The sequence below is a fragment of the Caulobacter sp. NIBR2454 genome (genome assembly GCF_027474405.1).
Taxonomy (GTDB): domain Bacteria; phylum Pseudomonadota; class Alphaproteobacteria; order Caulobacterales; family Caulobacteraceae; genus Caulobacter.
This window is the reverse complement of sequence record NZ_CP114871.1, coordinates 635,051-660,228: the sequence shown is the minus strand read 5'-3', so window position 1 is coordinate 660,228 and position 25,178 is coordinate 635,051. Positions and strand designations below refer to the sequence as shown.

The following is a 25,178-nucleotide window of genomic DNA, read 5'->3' as shown; positions in this document are numbered from 1 at the left end:
GCCAGTCGCCCTCATCCCGGAGGCCTGGACAAATGGCTGATACCGACCTCGACCTCGAGGGCTACGTCATCAAGCTGATCGAGGAGTTCGCCTCCGACGACACTTGGGGGGACAAGAACAATGCCAACTGGCAGAACGTCGTCGACGCGCTAAAGGCCAAGTTTGTTCGGGCCTGCGCGTCCGGCGAAATCCTCTCGACCACGACGGCGTTCGAGATCGAACTTCCCACCGAGGGGGACGCGTTCGTTTTCCGCTTCGCCAACTTCCACAGCGCAAGCGCGGGGTCGAACCTGGCCCTCCAGTTCAGCACAGACGGCGGTCTCACGTACAAGAACGGGGCTTCCGACTACTTCTACACGGCCGAGACCTTCTCATCGGTACCGACGACCAACGACACCGGCGGGGCCGCCTCCTCGATCTTTATCGGGAGCATGTCGCACGCGGCCACTGACGCAGTGAGCGGCGAAGTCACGATCTACACCGAGGCGGGTCGGTATCCGAGCTTGAACGGCCATTCCGCGGGTCGCATTAGCCTCTCGGGCAACTACCTCGGAAGCTACAAGGTGGCTGGCGCCGCCGCCAATTTCAGCGGTCGCGTGACGCACATTCGAGTATTCAGCGTTACTGCCAGCCAGTTGGGCGGCGGCAAGTGGGCGCTCTACCCGTCGCCGGGCATCTGACCCATGCTTGGCGTCAAGCTGAAGCCTGGCGTCGTCCGGGTCGGCACCAAGCTCGAAAGCGCGGGCCGGTTCTGGGACGCGCACCTTGTCCGATGGGGCGAGGGCGGCGAAATGCTCGCAATCAAAGGCTGGCGTCTTCGCTCGGCCGCCGCCGCGATGGCTGGCCGCCCGCGCGCACTCCTCGCGTGGAAAGACCCCGACGGTGACCGCTGGGTTGGCTTTGGCACCAACAGCAACTTCTACGTCCAGAACGCGTCAGGGGACCTCTACGACATCACGCCCGACGGCTTGACGCCTGGCTTGGCCGACTCCACGGTGCGCACCGGCTATGGCGCCGGCCCCTATGGTCGGGGAGCCTACGGCGCCCCGCGTCCTGACACGGGCAACCCAGCGCCGCCCTCCATGCCCTCGATGGACCTATGGGATGGCGACCTGGTGTTCTGCCTGGACGCCGACAAGAAGGTCTATCGCTGGGAACTCGACACCGACGAGCCCGGCGAGGTGGTCCCCAACGCCCCGACCAACTGCGAATTCTTCTTCGTCACTGACGACGGCTTCGGCGTGGCTCTGTGCGGCAGTGAGGTCGTCAACAGCGACAAGGGCAATATCGAGGTCTGGGAGACGGCGCTGGATAACCAGGCGCGGTCGTTTCCCCTCCGGACCTCCGGTCAGTTAATGTGCGGCAAGAAGGTCACGGGCGGCTCGCTGCTGCTCACCAACACCGACTGCTGGCTGATGCGCTACGTCGGCTACCCGGACGTTCACGAGTATCTGCGCCAGGGCTCCGCCGGGAACGGCATTATCTCCCGCGCGGCGATCGCCGACTACGACCAGGGCGTAGTCTGGATGGGGGCCAACTCGTTCTTCGTCTACAACGGCTACGTCCAGACCCTGCCCTGCGAGGTCTGGGACGTGGTGTTCAACAACATCAATCCGGCGCAGAAGGCGAAAATCACCGCCGTTCACCTCGCCGCGGCGAAGTCGGTGCGGTTCATGTACCCGTCGTCGGCCGCCATCGAGATCGATCGTTATGTCGAGTGGAACTACCAGCTCAACTGCTGGACCATCGGCACGATGGATCGGACCTGCGGCGCTGACGCTGGCGTCTTCACCAACCCTCTTATGTGCTCGCCGACGGGCATGACCTACGAGCACGAGGTCGGTTTCGACTACACCGGGCAGCCCCTGCCCTACGCCGAGACCGGGCCTTTCCAGTTGGGCAAGGGCTCCAACCTCATGGAGCACCAGGCCTTCTTCCCTGATGAGAAGACCCCGGGCGACATGTCGTTCACCTTCTTCCCGTCGACGATGCCCGACGCTGACGAGACGGTCGTGGGGCCGTTTCCGGGCGAGCAGAAGATCGACGCCCTGTTCCAGGGCCTGTGGGTCCGCATCCGCTATCAGACCGTACGCCTGACCGACTGGCGCATCGGCGACTCCAAAATGTACGTCCTGACTGGAGACGCGTACCCGTGAACCTCACGCCGCCCCCTGCCGTCTACAGCGCCGACGACGAAGCCAAGACGCGCCGCGCGATCGAGAACGCTATAGCGGCCACCTATAAGAAGAACCAAGACGTCGAGATCGGCGCGACCCAGCGTCTGATCATGACCGACACCGGCGACAACAAGCGCAAGCGCGGCCAGCTAGTGAACGGCGTGCTGGTCTGGACCGAGATCACGTCGTGACCAACGAGACCCCGGAAGCGGCTTGGGAGCGGTGCAAGCCGCTCATCGCGGCTGCGCTCGAGCATGGCTACGGCACGCACACTATCGACGACGTCCTCGCCCAAATCGTGCGCGGCGACGCCGTCTTCTGGCCAGGCGAGCGCTCGGCCATCGTCACGATGTTTCACGACAATCCCCAAGGCCGCAGCCTGCACTTCTGGCTGGCGGGTGGGGACATGGAAGAGATCGCCAACGAGATGCGCCCCTGCATTGAGCTCTGGGGCAAGTCCGAAGGCTGCACGCGCGCCACGATCGCCGGCCGACCTGGCTGGATCAGGGCTCTTCGGGACGTCGGCTACGGCGCGCCCATGTCTGTTTGCATGAAGGAATTGGTATGAGCCTCGACGCCGGGAAAGGCACCTCCAAGTCTTCGTACAGCGATACGTCGACCACTTCGCTTGATCCCCGTTTCGCATCGGCGATCTATGGCAACCTTGACCGCGCAAAGGGTCTCGCCGACAGCCCATTCCAAGGGTTCACCGGCTCGCGCGTAGCGGGCCTCACGGGGCTGGAGCGCGAGGGCCTGGGTCAGTCGGCCGCCGTCGCGCGCTCGAACGTCTCCGGCGACCACTTGGCGGCGTCGCTGAACGGCTTCAACGGCCTGAGCTACTTCCAGCCCCAGAACATCGACGCCTCGACCTACAATCCGATCACCGGCACGGCAGCGCAGATCAACCGGGGGGACATCCGCGACGTCAGCGGCGCGCCGACCTCGGCGGCCGACATCGCCCGCTTCACCGACCCCTGGGAAGACGAGGTGGTTGCGACGACCGCCGCCGATCTGGCGCTGCAGGGCCGGATTGCCGATCAGTACGCCAAGAGCGTCGGCAACGGCCAATGGGGCGGCACCGGCGAGGCTGTTCGCCGCACGCTCTCGTCCGAGGCTTCCGGACGCACGCTGGCGTCCACCTTGGCCCAACTGCGCTCCACGGGCTTCCAGACCGCCACCCAGGCCGCCCAGGCCGACAAGCTGCGCGGCCTTCAGGCCGACATGGCCAATCAGGGCATGGATTGGAGCGTCGGCAGCCGGAACGCCGACTTCACCCAGGACATGGAGAAGACCAACCTGGGCTACGGCAACCAGGCCGGCCGCGACAACGCCATGTCCGAGCAGGAAGCCCGCATGGCCAACCAGCGCGCCGCCATGGAGGCCGCCGGCATCCGCCTGGGCGCCAATCAGTCCCAATTCGACGCGGCCCAGACCTTGCGCGGAAACGCCTACGACGACGCCAGCGCTCTCGTGAACGCCGGCGCCTATGAGCGCGCCATCACGCAGGGCGGTCTCGACGCTGACTATGAGGACTGGGCGCTCGGCTACGAGGACCCCTATCGCAAGTGGGAGCTCCTCAATCAGACGATGGGGCTGGTTCCGCAGACCGGGACCACGACCTCGTCGGGCAAGAGCAAGCAGAAGACCACCAAGATTGGCGCGAGCATCGGCGCTGGATGGAGCCCGGCCAAGGGCTTCTCGATCGGAGGCTGATGGATGGACCCGTTCAAACCCACCAAGACCCAGCGCTTCCTGTATGGCAGCGACAACCTGCGCAAGATGCAGGCCGCCGCCGTGCTCCAGCAGCGCCAGCGCGCCGTTGACAGCCTCTTTGAGGACGAGGCCCCCATCTACAAGGGCGTGGCTGGCCCCGATGATGGCAGCGGCAAGCTGCCCGCCAGCATCCCCATGGGTCAGCGCCAGCCGAAAATCCCGTCGCTCGAAGAAGCCCTGCCTCGCCTGGCCGCGTTTGAAGCCGCCGGCGGCGACAGCAAGGCCTATCTCGAAATGCTCAAGGCGGTCGATCCAGACATCGAGATCGTCAACGGCGTTCCGGTGAACAAGCGTGATCGCTCGCAGATCGGCAAACGGGTTGGCGGTGTGAAGCTGGAGAACGTCAACGGCTTCATGGTCGACCCGAACGACGAAAAGAACGTCGGAGCCTACATGCCAGACCTCTCGCCGGGCGAGGAGCCGCTTTACAATGCCCAGGGCCAGGTCGTCGGCGTACGCAACATGAGCGGCGCTATCCGAGCCATCGCCGAGCGCAAGGCGGCGGAGGAGGGGGCGACCCAGGCCGCGCGGGCTCCTTACGACTTCATCGACGTGCCGACGCAGACCGGAGCGCCGCGCAAGATCGCCAAGAGCCTGGCGGTCGGCGGTGACTTTTCCGGTCAATCCAAGGCCGACGAGACCTACGCCGTGCGCGCGGCCACCAATCAGGCCGAGCGTGAGGCCGAGGCTGTCACCCGCGGCACGGCGGCGACGCAGATGCTGCCGACGCTCGACAACATGGAAAGCCTGCTGCCCGACGTGATCGCTGGCTTTGGTGCGGACCTGCGTCTCAACGCCGCTCGCGCTATGGCTCTGGCTGGCGATGACGGCATGGAGCGGAAGGTCACCGCTACCCAGACGTTCAAGAACGAGGCCCGGCAGATCGTCTCCAAGATCATCAAGGCCTTTGGCTCCAACCCGACCGAGGGTGAGCGCAAATATGCCGAGCAGATGGCCGGCGCCGACGTCGAGTTGACGCCGCAGGCCCTGAAAGAAGGCATCCGACTGGCGCGTGAGCGGGCGAACCGAGACATCCAAGGGTCGCAACAGCCGCGCGCGGGCGCCCGACCTACTGGCCAGGTCAACCGCGCCGCCCTCGAAGCCGAAGCCCGCAAGCGAGGTCTGATCCGATGAACCCGGAAGACATGACCGACGAACAGCTGCTCGCGGCCCTGGGCGAGGGCGCGCAGCAGCCGCGCGGCATCCGCAACAACAACCCGCTGAACCTTGAAGCCTCGGTTCCCTGGAACGGCATGGCGGGCTCGGACGGCCGCTTTGCCGTGTTCAACTCCATGGACGATGGCCTGGCTGCGGCTGACCGCAATCTCCAGACCTACGCGACCAAACACGGCCTCAATACGGTCGAGGGCGTCATTGGGCGCTGGGCCCCAGCATCGGAGAATGACACCGGCGCCTATGTGCAGTTCGTCTCGAACCGCCTCGGCGTCGATCCGCGTGCGCCGCTCGATATGAACGACCCCAACGTCCGTCAGACCCTGGCGATGGCCATGGCCGAGCATGAGAACGGCCAGCCCCTGGCTCAGCCGGCGGCCGACCTGTCGGGCATGTCGGATGACGAACTGCTGGCCCAGCTGGGCGGGGCAGGTGACACGCCGGTCGTGGAGATCAACAAATCGACCCACCCCGATCATCTGGCGTGGCGCTCTGGCCAGGACCAAGGCGACGTGCGGCCAGAGGACCTGCCCCGCAAGCCTAAGAGCCAGGCGGCGGGCTTCGCAGTCGGCGTGAACCAGCCGCTCCAGAAAGCGCAGGACTTGCTCGATGGCATCCCTGGCGCTGATCTGTTGGGTTTCGGCTCGGGCCCGAACATCGTCGAGCGTCTGACCGGCGACCGGACGCGTCAGGAGGCGGCGGCCGGCAAGGATGCTTGGCTGGAAGGCCTGCAAGACCGATTCACACCGGGGAAAATCGGCGAGTTCGCCGGCAATATGGTTGGCACGCTCCCAACAATGGCCCTCCCGGGGGGCGTCGTGCCACAGGGAATGGCGGCCGGTGCCCTGTTGTCTCAGGCTGAGGATGCCGGGGGTCTCGTTCGCGACGCCGCCGTCGGCGGGCTGACGTCGGCTGGCGCGGCGATTGGTCTGGGTGCCGCGGGCGACTTCGCTGCGAAGGCGCTGTCAAAGGCTCCGAAGATTATGAACCCGGAGCAGCTGCACACGGCCATGAAGGCGGCTTACAAAGCTGTCGATGACAGCGGCTTCGTATTCTCCCCCGCCAAGGCCAAGGCGATGGCGGCGGAAATCGAAAAGCTTGTCGCCGACAAAGGCGGCCGCGCTCTCTATGGCGACGCCTGGAACATGGCCCAGCGTGTGAAGGCGCTCGCGGGCCAAAAGGGTGGGCTGCCGATCACCCAACTCGAGGACCTGCGTGGCCAAATCTACGAGTATCTGGTCAAGCCGGCGGGCGGTAAGGAAGCCGAGCTTGGTCGCGCGATGCGAACCAAGATCGACGACCTGATTGGCGGAGAAGCGAAGTCGAACGTCTTGCTGCGCGAAGCACGAGACCTCTACTCGCGGTTCAGCAAGATGCGCACGGTGACGGACGAACTGGGCTCGGCGGACCTCCGCACCTCAGCGGCATACAGCGGCGCCAACGGCGACAACACGATCCGCCAGCGTCTGCGCCCCTTGGTGGACCCTACTAGCGGCAAGCGGATCAAAAACGCGACCGCCGATGAGGTGAAGGCGGTAAAGAAGGTGGTTGCCGGCACCTTCGGCCAGAACCGGGCCCGGGAACTGGGCGCGCTGCTGGACCCCCGCAAGCTAGGCGGAAAGCTGCTCACCTCAGGCGTGGTCGGCGGCGGCGTCACTTCCGGCGGCGCAACACTGCCGCTGCTGGCGGGCCTGCCGGTGGGGATGCTGGCGACTACGGTCGCTAACCGCGCGTCTCGGAAGAACGTTGACGAGCTCTTGCAGCTTCTCGCTGCTGGCGGATCCAAGTCAGCTCTGACGAAGTTGCCAACTCGGGCATCGCAGGCTGCTGAGCAAGTGTCTGAGACGGTGCGGAAGGCGGTTCCGGCGTCGGTTGCGGGCCTGCTCCTCCCTCGTCCTGTGAAGAAGGGCGAGCGCCGCCCTTAAGGCGGCTCCACAGCCACTTACCGACCGTCACGATAGTGACGTTCGTCGCGACCACGGCGGCGATCCAGAGCGGGCTTCCACTTTCAAACTCCATCCCGAGAAACAACCACAACTGGCGGGATTTCGCCAGACCACTGCCTATGGAGGCAAGCCATGACCCACCGTAACGACCTGATCGCCAGCGACTTCGTGGTCCCGACCAAGTCCGACACCGACACCGGCAACTTCTGCGGCTTCGTCGTGCTGGTCGCGGGCGACGTCGTTGTCACCACCTCGGCCGGGCAACAGCGGACCATCACCAACGCCCCCGCAGGCCTGGCCATCCAGTGTGGCTTCACCCAGTTCCGCACGGCTTCGACCGCCACGATCCTGGCCTACATCGCGTAGCCCGCCATGCTCGCTCAAGCCCTCGCCCTGGCCGCGCCCGCCGGTCTGCTGAATCCGTACGGCGGCTCCGAGTTCGCGAACGCCCTGGTGATGGACTTCACTCGCGGAATCTACCAGCAGAACGGGCAGCCCTACGGTGGCCCTGAGAACCTCCCCGGCTGGAGCTACACGCGCTCGGGCGAGGACCTGCTCACGCAGATGACCGACGGCTCTTGGCGCGCCTATCCCGCCAACAACCCGGGGGTCACCGGAGCCGGCCTTCCTGTCTATGAAGCCACCACCAACAAGTGTGCGAATTGGAATTTCACCTCGACCAGCACGTCGGGTATGGGGACAAACAATACCACCCTCACCAAGGTTGCGCGGGCCGACCTTCCCGCGCCGGTCTTGGCGGCGCTGGAAGCTGTGGACCCCAGGGGCATCGTAACGCATGCGTTCCGCTGCGTCGGTGACGGGTCGGTCGCAGGGCAATCTTGCTCAGTCAACGCACAAGCCGGCACGTTGAACCCACACACCGTCAGCGTTTACGCATACATCGTGTCGGGCGCACCGGTTCTTGACCTGGGACAAGCTTCGCTCGGCACGACGCCGCTGCTGACAAACTTCACGCGAACGACCTTCACGGCCACCCCCGACGTCACGTCCCGTAACCTCCGCATGCGCCAGCCGACCGCTGCTGCATCTGAATGGTACTTCTTCGGCACGCAGCTTGAGGAAAAGGCCTACGCCACTCCTCCTGTCATTGTTTCAGGAGCAAGTGCGTCGAGAGGGGCCGCAGTTCCCTTAATCACGGGTTTGACGTCACTTTTTTCTGGGTCTTTTACGCTTGAGTGGGCCGCGAATAAGGACGCTTTGACTGACGGGACAAACCGCCGAATTCTCACTGTGGACAACGGGACCGCCGGTCAGGGGGCCATCCGCTTGGACACAACAAATCGTATTCAGTCGAGCATCGACTCCGTGGGCGGACAAAGCCTGGCCAGCGCGCCGCTGAACGGCACGATGAACATATATGGCTGGATGAGTTTTGACGGCACGACGCTGCGTCATTCGGTGAACGGGTCTGCGGTTCAATCGGTACTTTCTGCCGCGCCAGTGACAGCAGATCGCATATATCCCGGATGCACTCGCACGGGGGTTGGTCAGCTCAACGCGCCTCTTCGCATGGCGGCGGTCTATACATCTGCGAGGCTCGTATGAGCCCGTCCCTCATCCTCCGCTGTGGGATCATCCCTGGCGGCTCTGCATCTCTAGCTCAAGCACTGAGTACAGCAGCTTAGGGTTCGTCCCGGGACCTGTCCCTGACCACCTTTGCGGCGGCTTTTGAAGAGAGCCGCCAACCACCTCCAAACCATCATCATTTTCGGCCGCCGGACGGCTTGGAGAACTGCGCATGCCTGTAGCCGCATGGATCGCCCTCGTTGGTCTGGCCCTTGGGCTAGCGGGCCAGGGGATGCTTATCGCCTTCTTCCTCGGCAAGCAGTCCCAGAGGATCGCGACCCTTGAGCGCGAGGCGAACCGGGAGGCGGGGCTTTCGGAGAAGGTCACGCGCCTCCAGGTGCAGAACGAAAACATGGCCGAGCAGATGAAGAGCATGGATCGCCATCTTCAGAACATGGCCCGGCAATTGGCCAACCTCGCCACCAAGGGCGGGTTTCAGCCGGCCATGACCGATCACGCCTAAGGGCGCCACACCCTACAATCTGGAGCGACCAATGCTCGACGCTATCAAAAGCGCCGTGGGCGATCTCGCGCGCCCGCTGGCCATCATCTCCACGTCGTTCGCCGCGTCCTGGGCTACGGTCGTCGTGGCCGACAAGGTGACCGATGGAAACGACGGCGCGATATTTATGGGCGCGGTCTTCGCGGGCGTGGGCGCGCTCTACATCGGCAAGGCGTTTGAGCTGACCCGCATCGCTGGCCACAAGGCGGAGGTGCAGAAGGCTCAGGCGACCGCCGCGCCGCCGCCAGGCGCCACCACGATCACCGCCGGCCCCGACGTGGACGTGTCGGTTCGCGAAGCGTCAACCGAGGGCGAACTGCCGGCCAGCCAGCGGGTGCGGCCATGACGCTCGACCGGCTCAAGCGCGTCGAGACCAGCCTAGTCCAAGCCTTGGAGGACGTGCGGGCAGAGATCGCCGCCGAAGAGGCACGCCTGGCCGAAGTCGCAGCCCCGCCGCCCGCCATACCCGAACAGGCCAAGGGCCTGAAAGACGCCAAACCCTTCTTCGATTACGTCCGCGCCCACCTGTTCGGCGGCAAGATGACCGCCGCCCAGGTCGAGGGATGCAACGCGATCCTCAAGGCCTGCGAGGGCATGCCGCCCGCCTGGGTCGCCTACTGCCTCGCCACCGCGTTCCACGAGACGGGCCGGACCATGGCGCCGACCAGCGTGGAGAACCTGAACTACACCTCGGCGGCCCGGCTGCAGGCGGTGTGGCCGTCTCGCTTCCCGACGGCCGCCAGCGCCGCCCCGTTCGTCAAGAACCCGCAGGGGCTGGCGAACCACGTCTACAACGGCCGGATGGGGAACGCCCCTGGATCGAACGACGGCTGGACCTATCGCGGCCGGACCTACCCCCACATCACCGGCAAGGCCAACTATGCCAAGGCCGATGAGAAGTTGGGCCTGGGCGGATCGCTTGTATCCAATCCCGACCGGGCATTCGAACCAGACATCGGCGCGAAAATCCTCGTCACCGGCATGGACGAGGGCTGGTTCACCGGGAAATCACTGAACGCCTTCCTGCCCCCCGTCGCCGAGCCGCCCCACTTCGCCGCGGCGCGCAAGATCATCAATCCTGACAGCAACGGACCGGTCATCGCCGGCTATGCGACCGGCTTTCAGCGGGGCGTCATGGCGGCAGGCTGGCCAGCCTAGGAGCTGCCCATGTCCATCCTCGCCCTTCTGGCGGCAAAGACCGTCGCCAAACCCCTTGCTGCGCTCGGCGTAACCGCTGGCCTTATGGCCGCGGCCTTTGCTGGCGGCGTCGGCTACGAGCATCGAGGCCCGCAAGGCTTCCCGCTCGGCATCCTTGGTCAGAGCCTGAAGGTCCAGCGCGACAACCTGGCAGGCCAACTGGCCGACGCCCGTATCGCCGTTCGCGACATGACCAGCGATCGAGACGCCTGGAAGCGCTCGACGGACGACTGCGAGCGCCGCCGGGCCGAAGAGGCAGGCCAGGCCGCCCAAGACATCACCGCCGCCGCTCAGGCCCGTTCATCGGCTACAGCGGGGGCTTTCGACCAAGGCTACGCGGCGGGGCGTCTTGCCGGCCGCAAATCGTGTGGAGGTCCAAATGCGAGTTCTGATCCTGGCCGGGTGTCTGGCCCTGGCGGCGTGCGCGACGACGAAGCCGCCCGCAAGCTCTGGAACAACGGCGCCTACGTCCCCGAAGGCGCTCTGCCCGCCGCAAATCAGCGCCCCAAGTGAGGCGGAACCCCAGCTGCCCGAGGGCCTGAGCCTGGAGGCGGTGCAGGGCGCGGTTCTCGACGTGCTGGGCGAGGCCCCGGCCAAGGCCTTCCTCGGCTGGCTGGTCCAAGAGCGAGGGTGGGGGCAGGCGGGCTGGCGCCGTATCGACACGGCCCGACGAAACTGTCCGACGTAGCAGCGCCCAGCCGGCGCACTTCACATAGCGCTCGCCTTCGGGCTTGAGCGAACACAGAGCCCGCCGCCCCGAAAGGGGTTGGCGGGCTTTTCTGCATCTAGGGCTTGCGGCGCGGCGGCGCTTTGGTCCGGGCGGGAGCGGTCGCGGATTTGCACCATTGATCGACCATTTCCGTGAGCGCTTCTGCTGCAACGATCTCAGGGCGTCGCCGCCTCGCGTCCAGGGTGACTGACCCATAGGCGCTGTCGAGCTTCAGCGCGCGGCCCTCCAGGGACCAGTGGCCGTTCCACGTTTGGCCGCGATGCAGGATTTTGATGGGCTGCAGGGGCATGGCTCAGCCCGCCCGCTGGCCCTGCAGGAACTCTTCGACCGCGCCGGCGCTGTTGCCGACCTGGTCGACGGCTCGTTGCAGGGTCGCTTGGTCTACGCCGAACTTGCCGGTCCAGTACGAGACTTCGTGATCTTCGCCCATTGCGATCAGGCTGCGGTCGGGTTGGCCGACTTTGTTCTTATCGTCTGACATAGCGTCCTCCTTGGCGGGAGAACTGTGGGCCGGCGGCGCGGTTCCATCACAGGTGCGGCGCGACCATCTCATCGATCAGTGCAGGCGGATTCGAGCTTACCCGCCGCCATAGCGCCTCGGCGAGGGCGGCTCGATAGGCGTCGTGGTGTCGGTCTGATCACCATTCACCTTCGCCATGAGGCTGGATCGCTGCGCTTCGAGCGCGGCGAGATTCTGATCCTACCCGACCAGCTTATGCAAGTTCATCGTGGCATAGGCTGACCAGGTCGCCGCATGTTGCATAAGCCTAGGTATTTCGGACAGTAATCCTAAATCGCCAAAGCTACGATTTTAGGCTATGGCAAAACCATGCAGGCCGATCAGCCACATTACGTCTTCATAGGACTTTCCGAGGCCGGATCTTCGCCCGCGATCGAGATTCTGTCTTTCGAGGATCATGCAAGCGCCCTGGCGGCGGCTCCACTTTGGCTTGAAGGCCATCACTCCTGTGTTTTATGCGAAGTTTGGTCGGGCGGATTTCTTGTCGGGTCAGTTCAAGCCGGTTCGGCGGAGACCCTGAAATAGGTGTCCGCAGGTCGGACATCTATTTCGCTGAAACGAGACAACAAGATTGGCCCGTTACATTCGGTGACCGTCAAAGGATGCCTTCTTCGGCCATGACGCCGGTGTTGCCGCCCCGCGGCGCACGGGCAATGACGGTCAGGGCGCCGTCCGGCAAGGGCCGTTGCAGGGCTTTGGCCTCATCCCAGGGGGCGCGCAGCCATGTTTCCCGCTCCTCTTCCGTCGTGAGGATCACAGGCATGGCCTTAGGGTGGAAGGCCGCGACCTCGGCGTTCGGCTCCGTCGTCAGGAAGCCGAACAGGTCGCAGCTGATCTCGCCCTCCTTGATCTTCCGGACGCAGGTCCACCCGGTCCAGATGCCGGCAAAGAAGGCGAGGGGCCTGCTTTCGTCCAAGGCGAACCACGCCCAGTCGGGAGAGCCCCCGGCCTGGTCGGGCTCACTGAATGCTGTGAAGGGTACGAGGCATCGGTTGGCGGGCCCGAGCCACGGCTTCCAGTGCGCGCTCGCGGTGTTGCGGATATTGGTCGTGCCGCTGTCCGGCTCTTTGCGCAGCAGCTCGGCGAAATCCACCTCTTGCCCCTTGGCGCGAAGCTTGTCCGCGCGCTTGGTGGCGGCGTCCAGGAGCGCCTTCTTCGAGCTGGGCATTCCCCACCGAGCCAAGGCCAGCTCGCGGCCGTCAGCGGCTTCCCGGACGATCGGGGCGTCCTTGTCAGGGTAGATCCCGGGAAGTTCAGCCTGGTTGCCGGCGCGGTCGTGCATAGCCCGGGTTATGTCGATGATTGCCGCGCGACCTTTGCGTTGGGAGTAGAGGTTGCACACGTCGGTTTCAGTCTCCGGTCAGCGCATCTTGCCGTCGATAACGATCTTGCCGTCCTTGGATCGCGCCCCGCAAGCCGAGCAGCGAAGCCGGACGTAGGCCGGCCGGGTGTCCGGGCCCAGCTTCTTGACCGCCATCTTCGCTGGCCAGCTGACGCGGTAGCCGCATGCCCGACACCAGATTGTCAGGTCGCCGACGATCCGGCCGACCCTGGGGTCCATCATCGCCATCAGCGCACATGGGCTTGCGGTCGCCAGCCATAGCCGTAGTCGGCCGGGCTCAGGCCGGCGTCGAGGAGGACCTCAATGACCTCACGGCGCCAGACATCAGCGCAGGAACCCGGCTCCTGCGGCCCGGACGTCCCCATGATCGGCATCGCACCCTGACACCGCTCGCATCTGGCCCGGCGCTGGATTTCGGCGAAGGTCATGTTGAGCGACTTGCGAAGCCGCCCAAGCATGATGTCTCGGCGCCACGTCTTCGTCGCTCCGCAGAACTGGCAGCGCAGGTAAATCTCCCAACGGTACTCCAGCGCCTGCACTAGGCGGGCCTTAGCGAACCAGTCGGGGAGGGCGGCGGCTTTGCGGCGGTCGCTTTCACTCGATTCGGGCATGGCCCCACCGCCGGGCTACAGGCGCATTGGGATCGACTTGGCGGAGCGCGCGCCAAAACGGCCACGGCTTTGCCGACACCTGCTGAACTTCAAACCATGCCTCGTCGCCCTCGAAGTCGGGGACATCTTCGGCGTCTATGATGTCTGTCGAGGCGTTTCCGGGGCCGCCCAAGCCGTGCAGTCGGAAATGATGCTGTCCCGGTCGGATGACGACGCGCGTCACCCGCGCCACCAGGACGCGGCCGTAGGGCTTGCCGATGCTGTAGCGGTTCCTCGGCATCTCAGCGCCTCCGCAGAGAGCATGGGGCGGCGTTCTTCCGCCGGGGCCCGGCGGGATGTTGGGCAGTCATGGAAACCTCCTGAGAGCTGCATCCTCTACCCAGCGATCTCGGAGAGTCGAGCTATTTGTTCTCTTTTTGTTCGGGCGATCCGGGCCGGCCTACCACGAAGGTTTGGGCGGACCGCCGCGCTTCTTCTTGATGACCTTCGCCTTAGGCGCCGCTGCGGCCCGCTTCGCTGCCCAGGCCTTCCGCGAGATTTCTCGGCCCTCTTCAACGAACCTCATGCCGGCCGCCACTTGGCTTTCGCCCGCCGCAATTTGGAGGTGCTGGCCTAGAAGGCGTGACGCAACAATCTGCAGCGAGCCGCGTGTGATGGCCTCCAGGCCGCTCTCACGGAGACCTTCGCCATCCGGTAAGTCGGGGTTGTACGGCTTCTCCCAGTTCAGGACCGTGTTGTAGGTATCGGTGGGTGGGTAGTGCCCGAAGGCGTCCCAGTAGGCCGACAGCGCGCGGACCAATTCGGCGGTCTGACGAGGCACTTCGTACCCCTGCCCTGCCCCGCGAGCGACGCGGATGAGGTTGGCGGTCAGGCTGACTAGTGCCTGCTCGAAGCGATCTGAGGCCTCTCGCCGCGCCAAGTCCTCAGGTGAATTGTCGACAACGACCCGCATGGTCACCTCCGCCGGGCCACTTAAGCTGGCTCGAAGAAGGGTGCGCAAGGCGTCGTTGCGGTGGACTAATCCACAGGAAGACGGGGGAATTTCTGGGGGACGGACGCGAGGAGCCGAGCGGCTAACCCACTAAATAGCTGAAAGAATTTGGGAAAATGGTGGACGCGACAGGGATTGAACCTGTGACCCCCTCGATGTCAACGAGGTGCTCTCCCGCTGAGCTACGCGTCCGCCGGAGCAACCAAAAAGGCTGCGGGAGGCGGGGGATATAGCCCCCGCCTTTTGCCGTGGCAAGGGTGTTTTAAGCCGCCATCATCCGTTCCACCTCACCCACGATTTCGCGCAGGTGGATGGGCTTGGACAGCACCTTGGCGCCCGCCGGGGTGCGGTCGGCGGCGGCCAGGGCGACGGCGGCGAAGCCGGTGATGAACATGATGCGCATGTCCGGCTGGCGGGCGGCGGCCTGGCGGGCCACCTCGATCCCATCCATGCCCGGCATGACGATATCGGTCAGCAGCAGGTCCCAGTTTTCTTCCAGATGACCCACCGCCTCCTCGCCGTCAGCGCAGGCGGTGACTTCGTAGCCGGCGCGCTCCAGGGCGCGGGCCAGGAAGCCGCGCAGGGAGTCGTCGTCTTCGGCGAGCAGGATCTTGGGCATGGTTTGCTGGGCTCGGATGAGAGATTCGTAGGGTATTCTAGGCCAAGCGGCGCAAATCGCCCATAAAGCGCGGCAGCTATCCACAGGACTGCGACTCTTTAACCTTAACGGACCGCGGACGAACCTTGAGCACGGCGCCCACGACCGCGGAAGAGAACGAGCCGGCGCTGGCTCCATTCCTGCTGTCGCGGGCCGGATCGCCCCCGCCGACGCCGCTGGTTTTCGCCTCTCCCCACTCAGGCCGCGTCTATCCGGCGGAGATGATGGCGGCCTCGGCCCTTGGGCCGCAGGACATCCGGGTGTCCGAGGACGCCTTCGTGGATGAGCTGATCGCGCCCGCTCCGGCCAAGGGCGCGGCGGTGATCCAGGCGACCTTCGCGCGGGCCTATGTGGACCTGAACCGTGAGGCCTGGGAACTGGACCCGGCCATGTTCGAGGACGAACTGCCCGAATTCGCGCGAGGCCGGTCGGCGCGCGTGGCGGCGGGGCTTGGCTCCATCGCCCGCGTGGTGGCGGAAGGGCGGGAGATCTATTCGCGCAAGCTGAGCTTCGCCGAGGCCAAGCAGCGCATCGAGACGGCGCACGGGCCTTATCACGACGCGCTTGGCCATCTGTTGGCCGAGGCGCGCGCGGCGCATGGGGTGGCGGTGCTGATCGACTGGCATTCCATGCCCTCGGCCGCCGTGGGCAAGGGCGCCAAGCCGAGCGACATCATCCTGGGCGACCGGTACGGATCGTCCTGCGCGCCGGAGCTGACCCGGCTGGCCGAGAAGACCCTGACCGCCATGGGCTATCGGGTGGCGCGGAACGCGCCCTATGCCGGCGGCTGGACCACCGAGCACTATGGCCGGCCGCACTTGAAAACCCATGCGCTGCAGATCGAGCTGAGCCGCGCGCTCTATATGGATGAGAAGAGCCTGACGGCCACCGACGGGCTGAAACGCCTGCGTCGCGATGTGGGCCGTCTGACAGAGGCCCTAGCGGCGGCCGACTGGTCGAACCTGCGCTGATCGCCTGATTTTCGCTCCCGAGGCCTCGTACCAGGGCCCAGAACAAAAAAAAGCGGCGCCAAAAGGCGCCGCAGTTCATTAGGGAGGAAACGCCCAGGAAGGGCAGAGGCGACAGAGCCGCCTCACAAGGATGTTTATAGGGTGCGGCGCACAAAGCCTCAAGCACTTTTTTGCACTCGAAAGCAGAAATTTCTTCGGACACTTTCAGAAACCCTTACGGATCAACGGTCCTTCAAGGTCTCGTTTACCCTTTGAAATTCAAGCATTTTGCTGCACTGCAGCAATTGCTTATTTCTGAAGCAGGCGGCTCAAACGCCTGAAAAAACAGCACTTTCGCTATGACACCGGTAGACAGCGCTGTCATCCATTTAGGCGGCGCACTGGTATATTGAACGGCTTTGGGCTAGAAGCCCGCGCCTCTCCTTCCGCGCTCCCGAAAGCCGCACTCTTATGTCTATGCGAAATATCGCCATCATCGCGCACGTCGACCATGGCAAGACGACTCTGGTCGACCAGCTTCTTGCCCAGTCCGGCGTGTTCCGAGCCAATGAGGCGACGACCGAGCGGGCCATGGACTCCAACGACCAGGAGCGCGAGCGCGGCATCACCATCCTGGCCAAGTGCACCTCGGTCCTGTGGAACGGCAAGGCGGGCGAAACCCGTATCAACATCATCGACACCCCCGGCCACGCCGACTTCGGCGGCGAGGTGGAGCGGATCCTGGGCATGGTGGATGGCTGCGTCATCCTGGTGGACGCTGAAGAGGGCGTCATGCCCCAGACCAAGTTCGTGCTGACCAAGGCGCTGAAGATGGGCCTGCGCCCCATCCTCTGCATCAACAAGGTGGACCGCCCGCACGCCGATCCGGACCGGGTGCATCTTGAGACGATCGACCTGTTCGAAGCCATCGGCGCGACGCCCGAGCAGCTGGACTTCCCCCACATCTACGCCTCGGGCCGCAACGGCTGGGCGACGATGGACCTGAACGAGAAGTCCGAGACGCTGGCGCCGCTGTTCGACCTGATCGTCGACCACGTTCCGCCTCCGGCGGTGGCCGAGAACAAGGACAAGCCGTTCCGCATCCTGAACGTGCTGATCGAGAGCGACCCGTTCCTGGGCCGCATCCTCACGGGCCGTATCGAGAGCGGCAAGGCCGTTCCCGGCATGGCCATCAAGGCTCTGGACCGCGACGGCAAGCAGATCGAACAGGGCCGCATCACCAAGGTGCTGGCCTTCCGCGGTCTGAAGCGCACGGCGCTGGACGAAGGTTCGGAAGCCGGCGACATCGTCGCCATCGCGGGCATGTCCAAGGCCACCGTGGCCGACACCCTGTGCGCCCTGGAGGTGATGGAGCCCCTCGACGCACAGCCGATCGATCCCCCGACCATTTCCATGACCGTGGGCGTGAACGACAGCCCGCTGGCCGGCCGCGAAGGCGACAAGGTCCAGAGCCGCGTCATTCGCGACCGCCTGCTGAAGGAAGCCGAGGCCAACGTCGCCATCCGGGTGAGCGAGACCCCGGGCGCCGACGCCTACGAGGTCGCCGGACGTGGCGAACTGCAGCTTGGCGTGCTGGTCGAGAACATGCGCCGCGAGGGCTTCGAACTGTCGATCTCGCGTCCGCGCGTGGTCTATCAGACCGGCGAGAACGGTGAGCGCCTGGAGCCGATCGAAGACGTCGTCATCGACGTGGATGACGAGTACAGCGGCGTGGTCATCGAGAAGCTGTCGACCCGCAAGGCCGAGCTGAAGGACATGGGCCCGTCGGGCGCGGGCAAGACCCGCATCCAGCTGGCCTGCCCGTCGCGGTCGCTGATCGGCTATCAGGGCGAGTTCCTGACCGACACCCGCGGCTCGGGCGTGCTGAACCGCGTGTTCAGCCACTACGAACCCTACAAAGGCCCGATCGAGGGCCGTCCGAAGGGCGTGCTGGTCTCCAACTCCGACGGTGAAACGGCGGCCTTCGCCCTGTGGAACCTGGAGGATCGGGGCGTGATGTTCGTCGGCGCCGGCGAGAAGACCTATCAGGGCATGATCATCGGCGAGAACTCGCGCTCGGACGACCTGGATGTGAACCCGATCAAGGGCAAGCAGCTGACCAACGTCCGCGCCTCGGGCAAGGACGAGGCCGTGCGCCTCACGCCGCCGCGTCGCCCGTCGCTGGAGCAAGCCATCGCCTATATCGAGAGCGACGAGCTGGTCGAGGTGACGCCCAAGTCGATCCGCCTGCGCAAGCAGGTGCTGAACCCTTCCTTCCGCAAGCGTCGCGCCAAGGAGGACTAGGATTGAAGGCCCCGGTGAAAACCGGGGCCTTTTTCTTAGCCGAACAGGTCGCCCTGCGGCCCGGCGTCGGGGCGGGCGCGTTCGATGGTGAGCATCTTCAGCTTGGTGTTCGAACCGCCGGGGGCGGAGAAGCCGCCCAGCTTGCCGCCGGCGGCCATCACCCGGTGGCAGGGCATGATAATCGGGAACGGGTTGGCGCCCATGGCCTGGCCGATGGCGCGCGACAGGGTCACGTCGCCAAGGTCGCGGGCCACATCGCCGTAGGTGCGGATCTGGCCCGGCGGGATTTTCAGCACCAGGGCGTAGACTTGGCGATGGAAGTCGGGGACGTCGGTCATGTCGAGCGGAGCCCCGGACAGGTCCACATGCTCGCCCGCCAGCAGCCGCACGACATCGTCGATCACGGCCTGGATATGCGGCGGGGGAACGGCCTCCACCGCCTCAGGGAAACGGCGGAGCATTCGATCGCGCGACAGGCCGTCATCGCTGTCGGACAGACGCACGGCCTTGATGCCGCCCGCGCCCCAGGCGAGGGAGCAGCGGCCAATGGCGGTGTCGAACAGGGCGTAGGCGATCCCGGACATGGGATCAGCCTACACGCCTCCTTCGCGCGTCGCCGCCCGCAAGTTGCGGTTTTCGGACTCTGTCATTCCGCCTAGCGGCGGCGGAACAGACCCAGCAGGAACAGCAGGACGATCGCGCCGATGGTCGAGATGACCAGGCTGCCGATCCAGCCGCCCCAGTTGATGCCCATCACATTGGCGATGAAGGCGCCGAGGAACGAGCCCACCAGACCGACGATCAGATTCGTCAGCAGGCCGTGTTCACGCTTCATGATCTGTTCGGCCAGCCAGCCGGCCAGAATGCCGATGATGATCGCGCCGATGATGCCTACGCCGCTCATTGCAGTTCGCTCCCGCGTTTCCTGAAACCCAGCACAGGAAATGCGCGGCTGCGGCCAAGGTTGCGGCGATCAGGTCAGCCGCATCTCCATCCACACGTCGGCGCGGGCGTACGGGGTGGGCGACGGCGGCAGATGCACGAACCCAACCGACCGGTAGAGGGTCAGGGCCGGCGTCAGGTGCGAGCTGCTTTCCAGGTAAAGGCGCGGTGCGCCGAGCGCCCGAGCCTTGTCGATGCACAGCTCCATCAGGCGGCGGGCGATGCCACGGCCCTGGGCGCTTTCATGAACCGCCATCTTGCCGACCTCGAAGCCGCCGTCCTCCATGGGAATGAGGCTGACGCAGCCGACGGTCTGGCCATCCAGCTCGGCCATAAAGATGTGACCGCCCTTGTCCAGGATGACCGGGCCGGGATTGTCGAGAATCTCGCGATCCTTGGCCTCGACCACGAAATACTTGGTCAGCCAGGCTTCGTTGAGGGTGCGCCAGGCGTCAGCGTGGCGGGGCTCGAAATCGACGATCTGCATGGATCGTCTTTGCCGCGACGCCTGGACCTAGGCAAGCCTCAGATCGTGGCCCCGCCGTCGCAGACGATAGCCTGGCCGGTGACGAAGTTGCCTGCCGCCGAGGCGAGGAACACCGCCGCGCCCGCGATCTCGTCCGGCTCGCCGATGCGGCGCAGGGGCACGCCCTCGGTGGCGCGGCGCAGGGTGTCGGGATTCTCCCACAGGGCTTTCGCGAAATCGGTGCGGATCAGACCAGGGGCGATGCAATTGACGCGGACGTTGTCGGGCCCGAACTCGTGCGCGTAGTTGCGGGCCAGCTGGAAGTCGGCGGCCTTGGAGACATTGTAGGCGCCGATGATCGGCGAGCCGCGCAGGCCGCCAATGGACGAGACCACGATGATCGCCCCGTCCTTTCGCTGGCGCATCTCGGGCGCGACCATGCCGATCAGCCAGTGATTGGCCAGGACGTTGTTCTCGAAGATCTTGCGGAACTGGTCGTCCTCGATCCCGCCCATGGGGCCGTAATAGGGATTGGTGGCGGCGTTGCAGACCAGCACGTCGATCTGGCCGAAGGTCTTGCGGGTCTCGTCCACCAGGCGCTGCAGGTCCTCCTTGGACGAGATGTTGGCGGTGATGGCGGCGGCGGTTCCCGCGCCATGCTTTTCGTTGATGGCGGCGGCGACCTCCTCGCAGGGGCCAGCCTTGCGCGAGGAGATGACGACCTTGGCCCCCTGCTCGGCCATGCGCTCGGCGATGGCCTTGCCGATGCCCCGCGACGAGCCGGTGATTATCGCGACCTTGCCGGTCAGGTCGAAGAGGTGGGCCATGGACGCGCTCCCTTAAACGTTTGTTTGATTGAGCGGCAAACTGCGGGGAGACGGACGCGAGGTCAAGGTGGGGAGATCTCCCTTCTCCCTCGATGGAGAAGGGCCGGGGATGGGGTGGAAGCGTGTCAGGATGTGGGCGCGGACGAGCTCAAGCCTGCCGGCGCTGTCACCCTCACCTTCGGTTCCTCTGCCATCGAGGGAGAGGGAGGTCAGCGGCAGATGCGATACCGGCTGCGGTCCAGGTGCAGGTGGTCGGCGTGGGCGGCGTTGTAGTCGGGGCTGAGGGTGGAGCCGAACAGCCGGCAGGCGCCGTCGCGGACCGCGCGCAGGAAGCGGCCCTCCGGTCCCGGATCGCGGAAGTCCGAAGCGATGGTGACGCGGCGGCCGTCACGCATGCGAAAGCCCGAGACGTCTAGGGCGTTGGCGGTGGCGTGGTTGCTGGGACGGCCGCCTTCGCGCCCATAGACCGTGCGGCACGAATAGGTCCCGTAGTGCTCCACCCTGGCCAGAGGCTGGTCAAAGGCGATCTGGGCGGCTGGCGCGGCCACCTGCCGCTCCCACAGGGCGTAGGTCAGGGCCAGACCGCAGGTCATCAGCGGGCCGGCCGGCGCCAGGCTGGCGCCCGAGGACAGGCGCAGGGTGTCGGCGGTGGAGCAGAAGCCCTGTTCACGCACCGGCGCATCGCGGAAGGTCAGACCGCCCTCGCTCAAGGCGGCGCGGCAGGCTGCGGGATCGTCCGTCAGGCGCGTCAGCTTCGCCGAGGTGGCGAGGCCGATGGGCTGCGACAGGCTGAACGGCTTCCACGGCAGGTCCTGGGGCGGGGCGAAACGATCCACGCCCGCGAACACGACGATCGCCGCCAGGGCGAAGTCGAGCAGGGCCGCGCCGAGGCCAGCCAGGGCGAGGGTTTCAGGTGAGGTCGGCTTCACACTAGGGCAACGCGGCGGCCCGCGTGCGGTTCGCCATGGGTGGGCATCGCCCGCGAGGCGCGATAGACCGCGCGCCATGACGACCGAGACTCCCACCAGCTGGCGCGAGCTGATGACCCCTGACCTGGCGCTGCGGTTCGCGCTGCTTTGCCTGGGCATCTGGCTGAACGCGGCCGACACCCTGGTGACCGTCACCATCATGCCCAGCGTCGGCGAGGACATGGGCGGGTACCAGTATTTCGGCTGGGCGGTGGCGGCCTATCTGCTGGGGGCGATCATCGCCGGGGCGGCGGCGGGGCGCATCTCCATGGTGCTGGGCCTGCGTCAGGCGACGGTGCTGGCGGGCGTCGCCTATTGCGCCGGTTGTCTGGCCAGCGCGCTCGCGCCGGACTTCCTGACCTTCGTGGTCGGGCGGCTGGTCCAGGGACTGGGGGCCGGCGCGATCGTGGCGCTCTGCTACGTGGCCATCGCCGTGATGTTCCCGCACCGGATGTGGGGCAAGATCTTCGGCGCGATCAGCGCGGTGTGGGGCGTGGCCACGGTGCTGGGCCCGCTGGTCGGCGGCCTGTTCGCGCAGTTCGATTTCTGGCGCGGGGCCTTCTGGATGTTCGCCATCCAGGGGGTGGTGTTCGTGGTCGCCTGCCTGCTGCTGATGGAAAAGGACGGCAAGGACGAGCGCGCGACCGGCGTGCCGATCCCGCAGTTGCTGGTGCTGACCGTCGGGGTGGTGATGATCGCCTCGGCCGGGATCGTCAGGTCGCCCCTGTTGGGCGGCGGCCTGGCGGTGGTGGGGGTGCTGGTCATGGCCAGCCTGCTGCGGGTGAACGCCACGGCGAGGACGCCGCTGCTGCCGCGTTCGGCGGGCGACCTGCGGCGGCCGGCGGGCGCGGGCTACTTCATGATATTCGCGCTGGAGGCGGCGGCTATCGGCCTGTCGGTCTATGGGCCGGCCTTCGTGCAACGTCAGCACGACGCCTCGCCCCTGTTCGCCGGCTATGTGATCAGCGCCATCGCGGGTGGCTGGACGGTGACGGCGCTGCTGGCTGCGGTCGTGCCGCAGCGGCTGGACGGCTGGATGATCCGGGCGGGCGCGACCTGCGTGCTGCTGGGCACGGTGTGGAGCGCTTGGACCCTGCCGCATCGGTCGGTGGCGGAGATCTTCCTGTCGCTGCTGCTGGTCGGTTGCGGCTTTGGCCTGACCTGGGGCCCGGCGGCCAAGCGGATTATCAGCGCCCTGCCGACCCATGAGCAGGCCATGGGCTCGTCCTCGATCCCCACCGCCCAGATGATCGGCGGCGCGGCCGGCGCGGCGGGCGTAGGCGCGGCGGCCAACGCCCTTGGCTTTGGACACGGCGTCGACCCGGCCTTGGCGACCACGGTCGGCTCATGGCTGTTCGGAGCGCTGATCCCACTGTCGCTCGCCGGGTGGCTGGCCGGGTGGCGGCTGGGCGGGATGAGGGACTAGGCCTCGGCCAGCGCCGCCGCCTCCACGACCTTGACGACGTCGGCCATGATCTCGGTGAGCTTGAAGTCCTTGGGCGTGTAGACGCGGGCGACGCCCATCTGCTTGAGGATCAGGCTGTCCTCGGGCGGGATGATGCCGCCGACGACCACGGGGATGTCGTGCAGGCCCTCGGCCCGCATCAGACGGACGACCTCCTGCACCAGATCCAGGTGCGAGCCCGACAGGATCGACAGGCCGACCACGTGGGCGCGGCTTTCCTTGGCCCGGCGGACGATCTCCTCGGGCGTGGAGCGGATGCCGTCATAGAGCACCTCCATGCCGACGGCGCGGGCGCGAGTGGCGATCTGTTCGGCGCCGTTGGAATGGCCGTCCAGGCCGGGCTTGCCGATCAGGTAGGTAAGCTGGCGGCCCAAGGTTTCCGACACGCGCTCCACCTCGCGGCGGACCGACTCCAGGTCCTCCTCCCCGTCGCTGGAGACGATCAGGGAGACGCCAGTGGGGCCGCGGTATTCGCCGAACACCTCGCGCAGGGCGAAGGACCATTCGCCGGTGGTGACGCCGGCTTTGGCGGCCGCAATGGAGGGCGGCATGATGTTGCGGCCGTCGGCGGCGCAGGCCTTGAGCTCCGTCAGGGCGGCCTCGACGGCGGTGTTGTCGCGGGCGCTGCGCCAGGCTTTCAGGGCGGCCACCACGTCGGCCTCCAGCCTGGGGTCGACCGTCTCGATGGAGCTTTCGCCGGCCGACAGGGGCGAGGCCTCGGTGTCGGTCCAGCGGTTGACGCCGACCACCACCTGCTCGCCCGTCTCGACCGCGCGGACACGGTCGGCGTTGGAGGCGACCAGAGCGGTCTTCATGTAGCCGATGGCGGCGGCCGATCCGCCCATGGCGTCGATGCGGGCCAGCTCCTCAAGGGCTCCGGCCTTCTGCTCTGCGACCTTAGCCTCGACCACGTGAGAGCCGGCGAACAGGTCTTCGTATTCCAAGAGATCGGTCTCGTAGGCCAGGACCTGCTGCATGCGCAGGGACCACTGCTGGTCCCAGGGGCGCGGCAGGCCGAGCGCCTCGTTCCAGGCGGGCAGTTGCAGGGCGCGGCAGCGGGCGTCCTTGGACAGGGTCACCGCCATGGCTTCGAGCAGGATGCGGTAGACGTTGTTCTCGGGCTGCGGCTCGGTCAGGCCCAGACTGTTGACCTGAACGCCGTAGCGGAAGCGGCGGGCTTTGGGGTCCTGGACGCCGTAGCGGTCGCGCAGAATTTCGTCCCACAGCTGGGTGAAGCTGCGCATCTTGCAAAGCTCGGTGACGAACCGCACGCCGGCGTTGACGAAGAAGCTGATGCGCGAGGCGACGACCTCGAAATCCTCGTCCGGCACCTGGCCGCCGGCGCGGACGGTATCGAGGACGCTGATGGCGGTGGCCAGGGCGAAGGCCAGCTCCTGCTCAGGCGTCGCGCCCGCTTCCTGCAGGTGATAGCTGCAGACGTTCATGGGGTTCCACTTGGGGACCTCGCGATAGCACCAGGCGATCATGTCGCCGATCAACCGCAGGCTGGGCTCCGGCGGGAAGATGTAGGTCCCGCGCGACAGGTATTCCTTGATCAGGTCGTTCTGGGTGGTGCCCTGCAACAGCTTGCGGTCGGCGCCCTGCTCGTCGGCCAGGGCCACGTAGAGCGCCAGCAGCCAGGCGGCCGGGGCGTTGATAGTCATCGAGGTGTTCATCCGCTCCAGCGGAATCTCCTCGAACAGGGCGCGCATGTCGCCGAGGTGGCCGACCGGCACGCCGACCTTGCCCACCTCGCCCCGCGCCAGGATGTGGTCGGCGTCGTAGCCGGTCTGGGTTGGCAGGTCGAAGGCCACCGACAGGCCCGTCTGACCCTTGGCCAGATTGCCGCGATAGAGGGCGTTGGACTTGGCCGCCGTGGAGTGGCCCGCATAGGTGCGGAATATCCACGGGGCGTCCTTGGCGTGCTGAAAAGGCTTGTCGGTCAAAGGCTCGCTCCCTGCCGCAACGCAATATCCGGCTTCTTTGTCCGTGTTGCGGTGCAAAAACAGTCTTGCCAGTTTCAAAGAGTTGTCAAACACTCGTTGGCGT

At 66.0% G+C, this 25,178-nt stretch carries 31 protein-coding genes and 1 tRNA gene; 17 read left to right on the top strand and 15 right to left on the bottom strand.

Going from position 1 to position 25,178, the window contains the following annotated elements; genetic code table 11:
• The first annotated feature begins 32 nt into the window (after positions 1-32).
• The 14 genes from O5K31_RS03155 (at position 33) to O5K31_RS03090 (ending at position 11,043) form a co-directional block, all read left to right on the top strand.
• On the top strand, positions 33-680 hold the full coding sequence (locus O5K31_RS03155) for a hypothetical protein (RefSeq protein ID WP_269715758.1): 648 nt from the start codon (positions 33-35) through the stop codon (positions 678-680).
• Between the two features lie 3 nt (positions 681-683).
• The gene (locus O5K31_RS03150) at positions 684-2,156 is read left to right on the top strand and encodes a hypothetical protein (RefSeq protein WP_269715756.1); all 1,473 of its coding nucleotides are present in this window, start codon (positions 684-686) and stop codon (positions 2,154-2,156) included.
• Positions 2,153-2,368 (top strand): hypothetical protein, encoded by a 216-nt coding sequence (locus O5K31_RS03145; RefSeq protein ID WP_269715754.1) that lies wholly within the window; start codon positions 2,153-2,155, stop codon positions 2,366-2,368. Before O5K31_RS03150 ends, O5K31_RS03145 begins: the two co-directional genes overlap by 4 nt.
• Complete coding sequence (locus tag O5K31_RS03140; protein WP_269715752.1) at positions 2,365-2,745, top strand: hypothetical protein; 381 nt, start codon at positions 2,365-2,367, stop codon at positions 2,743-2,745. Before O5K31_RS03145 ends, O5K31_RS03140 begins: the two co-directional genes overlap by 4 nt.
• Positions 2,742-3,890 (top strand): hypothetical protein, encoded by a 1,149-nt coding sequence (locus O5K31_RS03135; protein ID WP_269715750.1) that lies wholly within the window; start codon positions 2,742-2,744, stop codon positions 3,888-3,890. The genes O5K31_RS03140 and O5K31_RS03135 overlap by 4 nt, the downstream gene beginning before the upstream one ends.
• A 3-nt stretch (positions 3,891-3,893) precedes the next feature.
• Complete coding sequence (locus O5K31_RS03130) at positions 3,894-5,084, top strand: hypothetical protein (protein ID WP_269715748.1); 1,191 nt, start codon at positions 3,894-3,896, stop codon at positions 5,082-5,084.
• A gap of 11 nt (positions 5,085-5,095) precedes the next feature.
• Positions 5,096-7,048, top strand: coding sequence for a hypothetical protein (locus O5K31_RS03125; RefSeq protein ID WP_269715746.1), 1,953 nt, complete (start codon positions 5,096-5,098; stop codon positions 7,046-7,048).
• A 153-nt stretch (positions 7,049-7,201) separates the two neighbouring features.
• The gene (locus tag O5K31_RS03120) at positions 7,202-7,435 is read left to right on the top strand and encodes a hypothetical protein (protein ID WP_269715716.1); all 234 of its coding nucleotides are present in this window, start codon (positions 7,202-7,204) and stop codon (positions 7,433-7,435) included.
• 6 nt (positions 7,436-7,441) lie between these two features.
• A complete protein-coding gene (locus O5K31_RS03115) occupies positions 7,442-8,635 on the top strand; it encodes a hypothetical protein (protein WP_269715714.1) in 1,194 nt (397 codons plus the stop codon).
• 193 nt (positions 8,636-8,828) lie between these two features.
• The gene (locus tag O5K31_RS03110; RefSeq protein WP_269715712.1) at positions 8,829-9,119 is read left to right on the top strand and encodes a hypothetical protein; all 291 of its coding nucleotides are present in this window, start codon (positions 8,829-8,831) and stop codon (positions 9,117-9,119) included.
• Between the two features lie 31 nt (positions 9,120-9,150).
• On the top strand, positions 9,151-9,504 hold the full coding sequence (locus tag O5K31_RS03105) for a hypothetical protein (RefSeq protein ID WP_269715710.1): 354 nt from the start codon (positions 9,151-9,153) through the stop codon (positions 9,502-9,504).
• Positions 9,501-10,316, top strand: coding sequence for a hypothetical protein (locus O5K31_RS03100; protein WP_269715708.1), 816 nt, complete (start codon positions 9,501-9,503; stop codon positions 10,314-10,316). Before O5K31_RS03105 ends, O5K31_RS03100 begins: the two co-directional genes overlap by 4 nt.
• 9 nt (positions 10,317-10,325) lie before the next feature.
• Positions 10,326-10,868 carry a hypothetical protein gene (locus O5K31_RS03095; RefSeq protein ID WP_269715706.1) on the top strand — a complete coding sequence of 181 codons (543 nt, stop codon included), beginning with the start codon at positions 10,326-10,328 and terminating at the stop codon, positions 10,866-10,868.
• Between the two features lie 40 nt (positions 10,869-10,908).
• Entirely contained in the window at positions 10,909-11,043 is a 135-nt protein-coding gene (locus O5K31_RS03090) for a hypothetical protein (protein ID WP_269715704.1), read from the top strand.
• A gap of 97 nt (positions 11,044-11,140) precedes the next feature.
• Here O5K31_RS03090 and O5K31_RS03085 read toward each other — a convergent pair whose 3' ends face one another.
• The 9 genes from O5K31_RS03085 to cpdR all read right to left on the bottom strand — a co-directional run bounded on the left by O5K31_RS03085 (position 11,141) and on the right by cpdR (position 15,168).
• The gene (locus tag O5K31_RS03085; RefSeq protein ID WP_269715702.1) at positions 11,141-11,374 is read right to left on the bottom strand and encodes a hypothetical protein; all 234 of its coding nucleotides are present in this window, start codon (positions 11,372-11,374) and stop codon (positions 11,141-11,143) included.
• Positions 11,375-11,377: 3 nt separating this feature from the next.
• A complete protein-coding gene (locus tag O5K31_RS03080) occupies positions 11,378-11,566 on the bottom strand; it encodes a DUF3606 domain-containing protein (protein ID WP_269715700.1) in 189 nt (62 codons plus the stop codon).
• A 634-nt stretch (positions 11,567-12,200) separates the two neighbouring features.
• Positions 12,201-12,947 carry an SOS response-associated peptidase gene (locus O5K31_RS03075; RefSeq protein WP_332367268.1) on the bottom strand — a complete coding sequence of 249 codons (747 nt, stop codon included), beginning with the start codon at positions 12,945-12,947 and terminating at the stop codon, positions 12,201-12,203.
• An 18-nt stretch (positions 12,948-12,965) separates the two neighbouring features.
• Entirely contained in the window at positions 12,966-13,175 is a 210-nt protein-coding gene (locus O5K31_RS03070; protein ID WP_269715696.1) for a hypothetical protein, read from the bottom strand.
• A complete protein-coding gene (locus O5K31_RS03065; RefSeq protein ID WP_269715694.1) occupies positions 13,175-13,558 on the bottom strand; it encodes a hypothetical protein in 384 nt (127 codons plus the stop codon). The genes O5K31_RS03070 and O5K31_RS03065 overlap by 1 nt, the downstream gene beginning before the upstream one ends.
• Entirely contained in the window at positions 13,542-13,838 is a 297-nt protein-coding gene (locus O5K31_RS03060; protein ID WP_269715692.1) for a hypothetical protein, read from the bottom strand. Before O5K31_RS03060 ends, O5K31_RS03065 begins: the two co-directional genes overlap by 17 nt.
• Before the next feature lie 159 nt (positions 13,839-13,997).
• Positions 13,998-14,510, bottom strand: a complete 513-nt coding sequence (locus O5K31_RS03055; RefSeq protein ID WP_269715690.1) for a hypothetical protein — start codon at positions 14,508-14,510, stop codon at positions 13,998-14,000.
• Between the two features lie 156 nt (positions 14,511-14,666).
• A tRNA-Val gene (locus O5K31_RS03050) sits at positions 14,667-14,741 on the bottom strand.
• Positions 14,742-14,811: 70 nt separating this feature from the next.
• The gene (gene cpdR, locus O5K31_RS03045; protein ID WP_269715687.1) at positions 14,812-15,168 is read right to left on the bottom strand and encodes a cell cycle two-component system response regulator CpdR; all 357 of its coding nucleotides are present in this window, start codon (positions 15,166-15,168) and stop codon (positions 14,812-14,814) included.
• A 125-nt stretch (positions 15,169-15,293) separates the two neighbouring features.
• Between cpdR and O5K31_RS03040 the strand changes: the two genes are divergently transcribed.
• Together O5K31_RS03040 and typA are read left to right on the top strand one after the other, a co-directional pair.
• The gene (locus O5K31_RS03040) at positions 15,294-16,178 is read left to right on the top strand and encodes an N-formylglutamate amidohydrolase (protein ID WP_442867750.1); all 885 of its coding nucleotides are present in this window, start codon (positions 15,294-15,296) and stop codon (positions 16,176-16,178) included.
• A 450-nt stretch (positions 16,179-16,628) separates the two neighbouring features.
• A complete protein-coding gene (gene typA, locus O5K31_RS03035) occupies positions 16,629-18,461 on the top strand; it encodes a translational GTPase TypA (protein WP_269715686.1) in 1,833 nt (610 codons plus the stop codon).
• Between the two features lie 35 nt (positions 18,462-18,496).
• Here typA and O5K31_RS03030 read toward each other — a convergent pair whose 3' ends face one another.
• The 5 genes from O5K31_RS03030 to O5K31_RS03010 form a co-directional block, all read right to left on the bottom strand.
• Complete coding sequence (locus O5K31_RS03030) at positions 18,497-19,045, bottom strand: methylated-DNA--[protein]-cysteine S-methyltransferase (protein WP_269715685.1); 549 nt, start codon at positions 19,043-19,045, stop codon at positions 18,497-18,499.
• A 71-nt stretch (positions 19,046-19,116) separates the two neighbouring features.
• Positions 19,117-19,365: a GlsB/YeaQ/YmgE family stress response membrane protein gene (locus O5K31_RS03025; RefSeq protein ID WP_269715684.1), complete on the bottom strand. Its 249-nt coding sequence runs from the start codon at positions 19,363-19,365 to the stop codon at positions 19,117-19,119.
• Positions 19,366-19,434: 69 nt separating this feature from the next.
• Complete coding sequence (locus tag O5K31_RS03020; RefSeq protein ID WP_269715683.1) at positions 19,435-19,890, bottom strand: GNAT family N-acetyltransferase; 456 nt, start codon at positions 19,888-19,890, stop codon at positions 19,435-19,437.
• A 38-nt stretch (positions 19,891-19,928) separates the two neighbouring features.
• Positions 19,929-20,696, bottom strand: coding sequence for an SDR family oxidoreductase (locus tag O5K31_RS03015; RefSeq protein WP_269715681.1), 768 nt, complete (start codon positions 20,694-20,696; stop codon positions 19,929-19,931).
• A gap of 209 nt (positions 20,697-20,905) precedes the next feature.
• Positions 20,906-21,625, bottom strand: coding sequence for an extensin-like domain-containing protein (locus O5K31_RS03010; RefSeq protein WP_269715679.1), 720 nt, complete (start codon positions 21,623-21,625; stop codon positions 20,906-20,908).
• Positions 21,626-21,701: 76 nt separating this feature from the next.
• On the opposite strand from O5K31_RS03010, the gene O5K31_RS03005 reads away from it, so the two are divergent.
• Complete coding sequence (locus tag O5K31_RS03005; protein WP_269715677.1) at positions 21,702-23,090, top strand: MFS transporter; 1,389 nt, start codon at positions 21,702-21,704, stop codon at positions 23,088-23,090.
• Here O5K31_RS03005 and O5K31_RS03000 read toward each other — a convergent pair.
• Positions 23,087-25,132: a protein meaA gene (locus O5K31_RS03000; protein WP_269715675.1), complete on the bottom strand. Its 2,046-nt coding sequence runs from the start codon at positions 25,130-25,132 to the stop codon at positions 23,087-23,089. The genes O5K31_RS03005 and O5K31_RS03000 overlap by 4 nt on opposite strands.
• Positions 25,133-25,178: the final 46 nt, after the last annotated feature.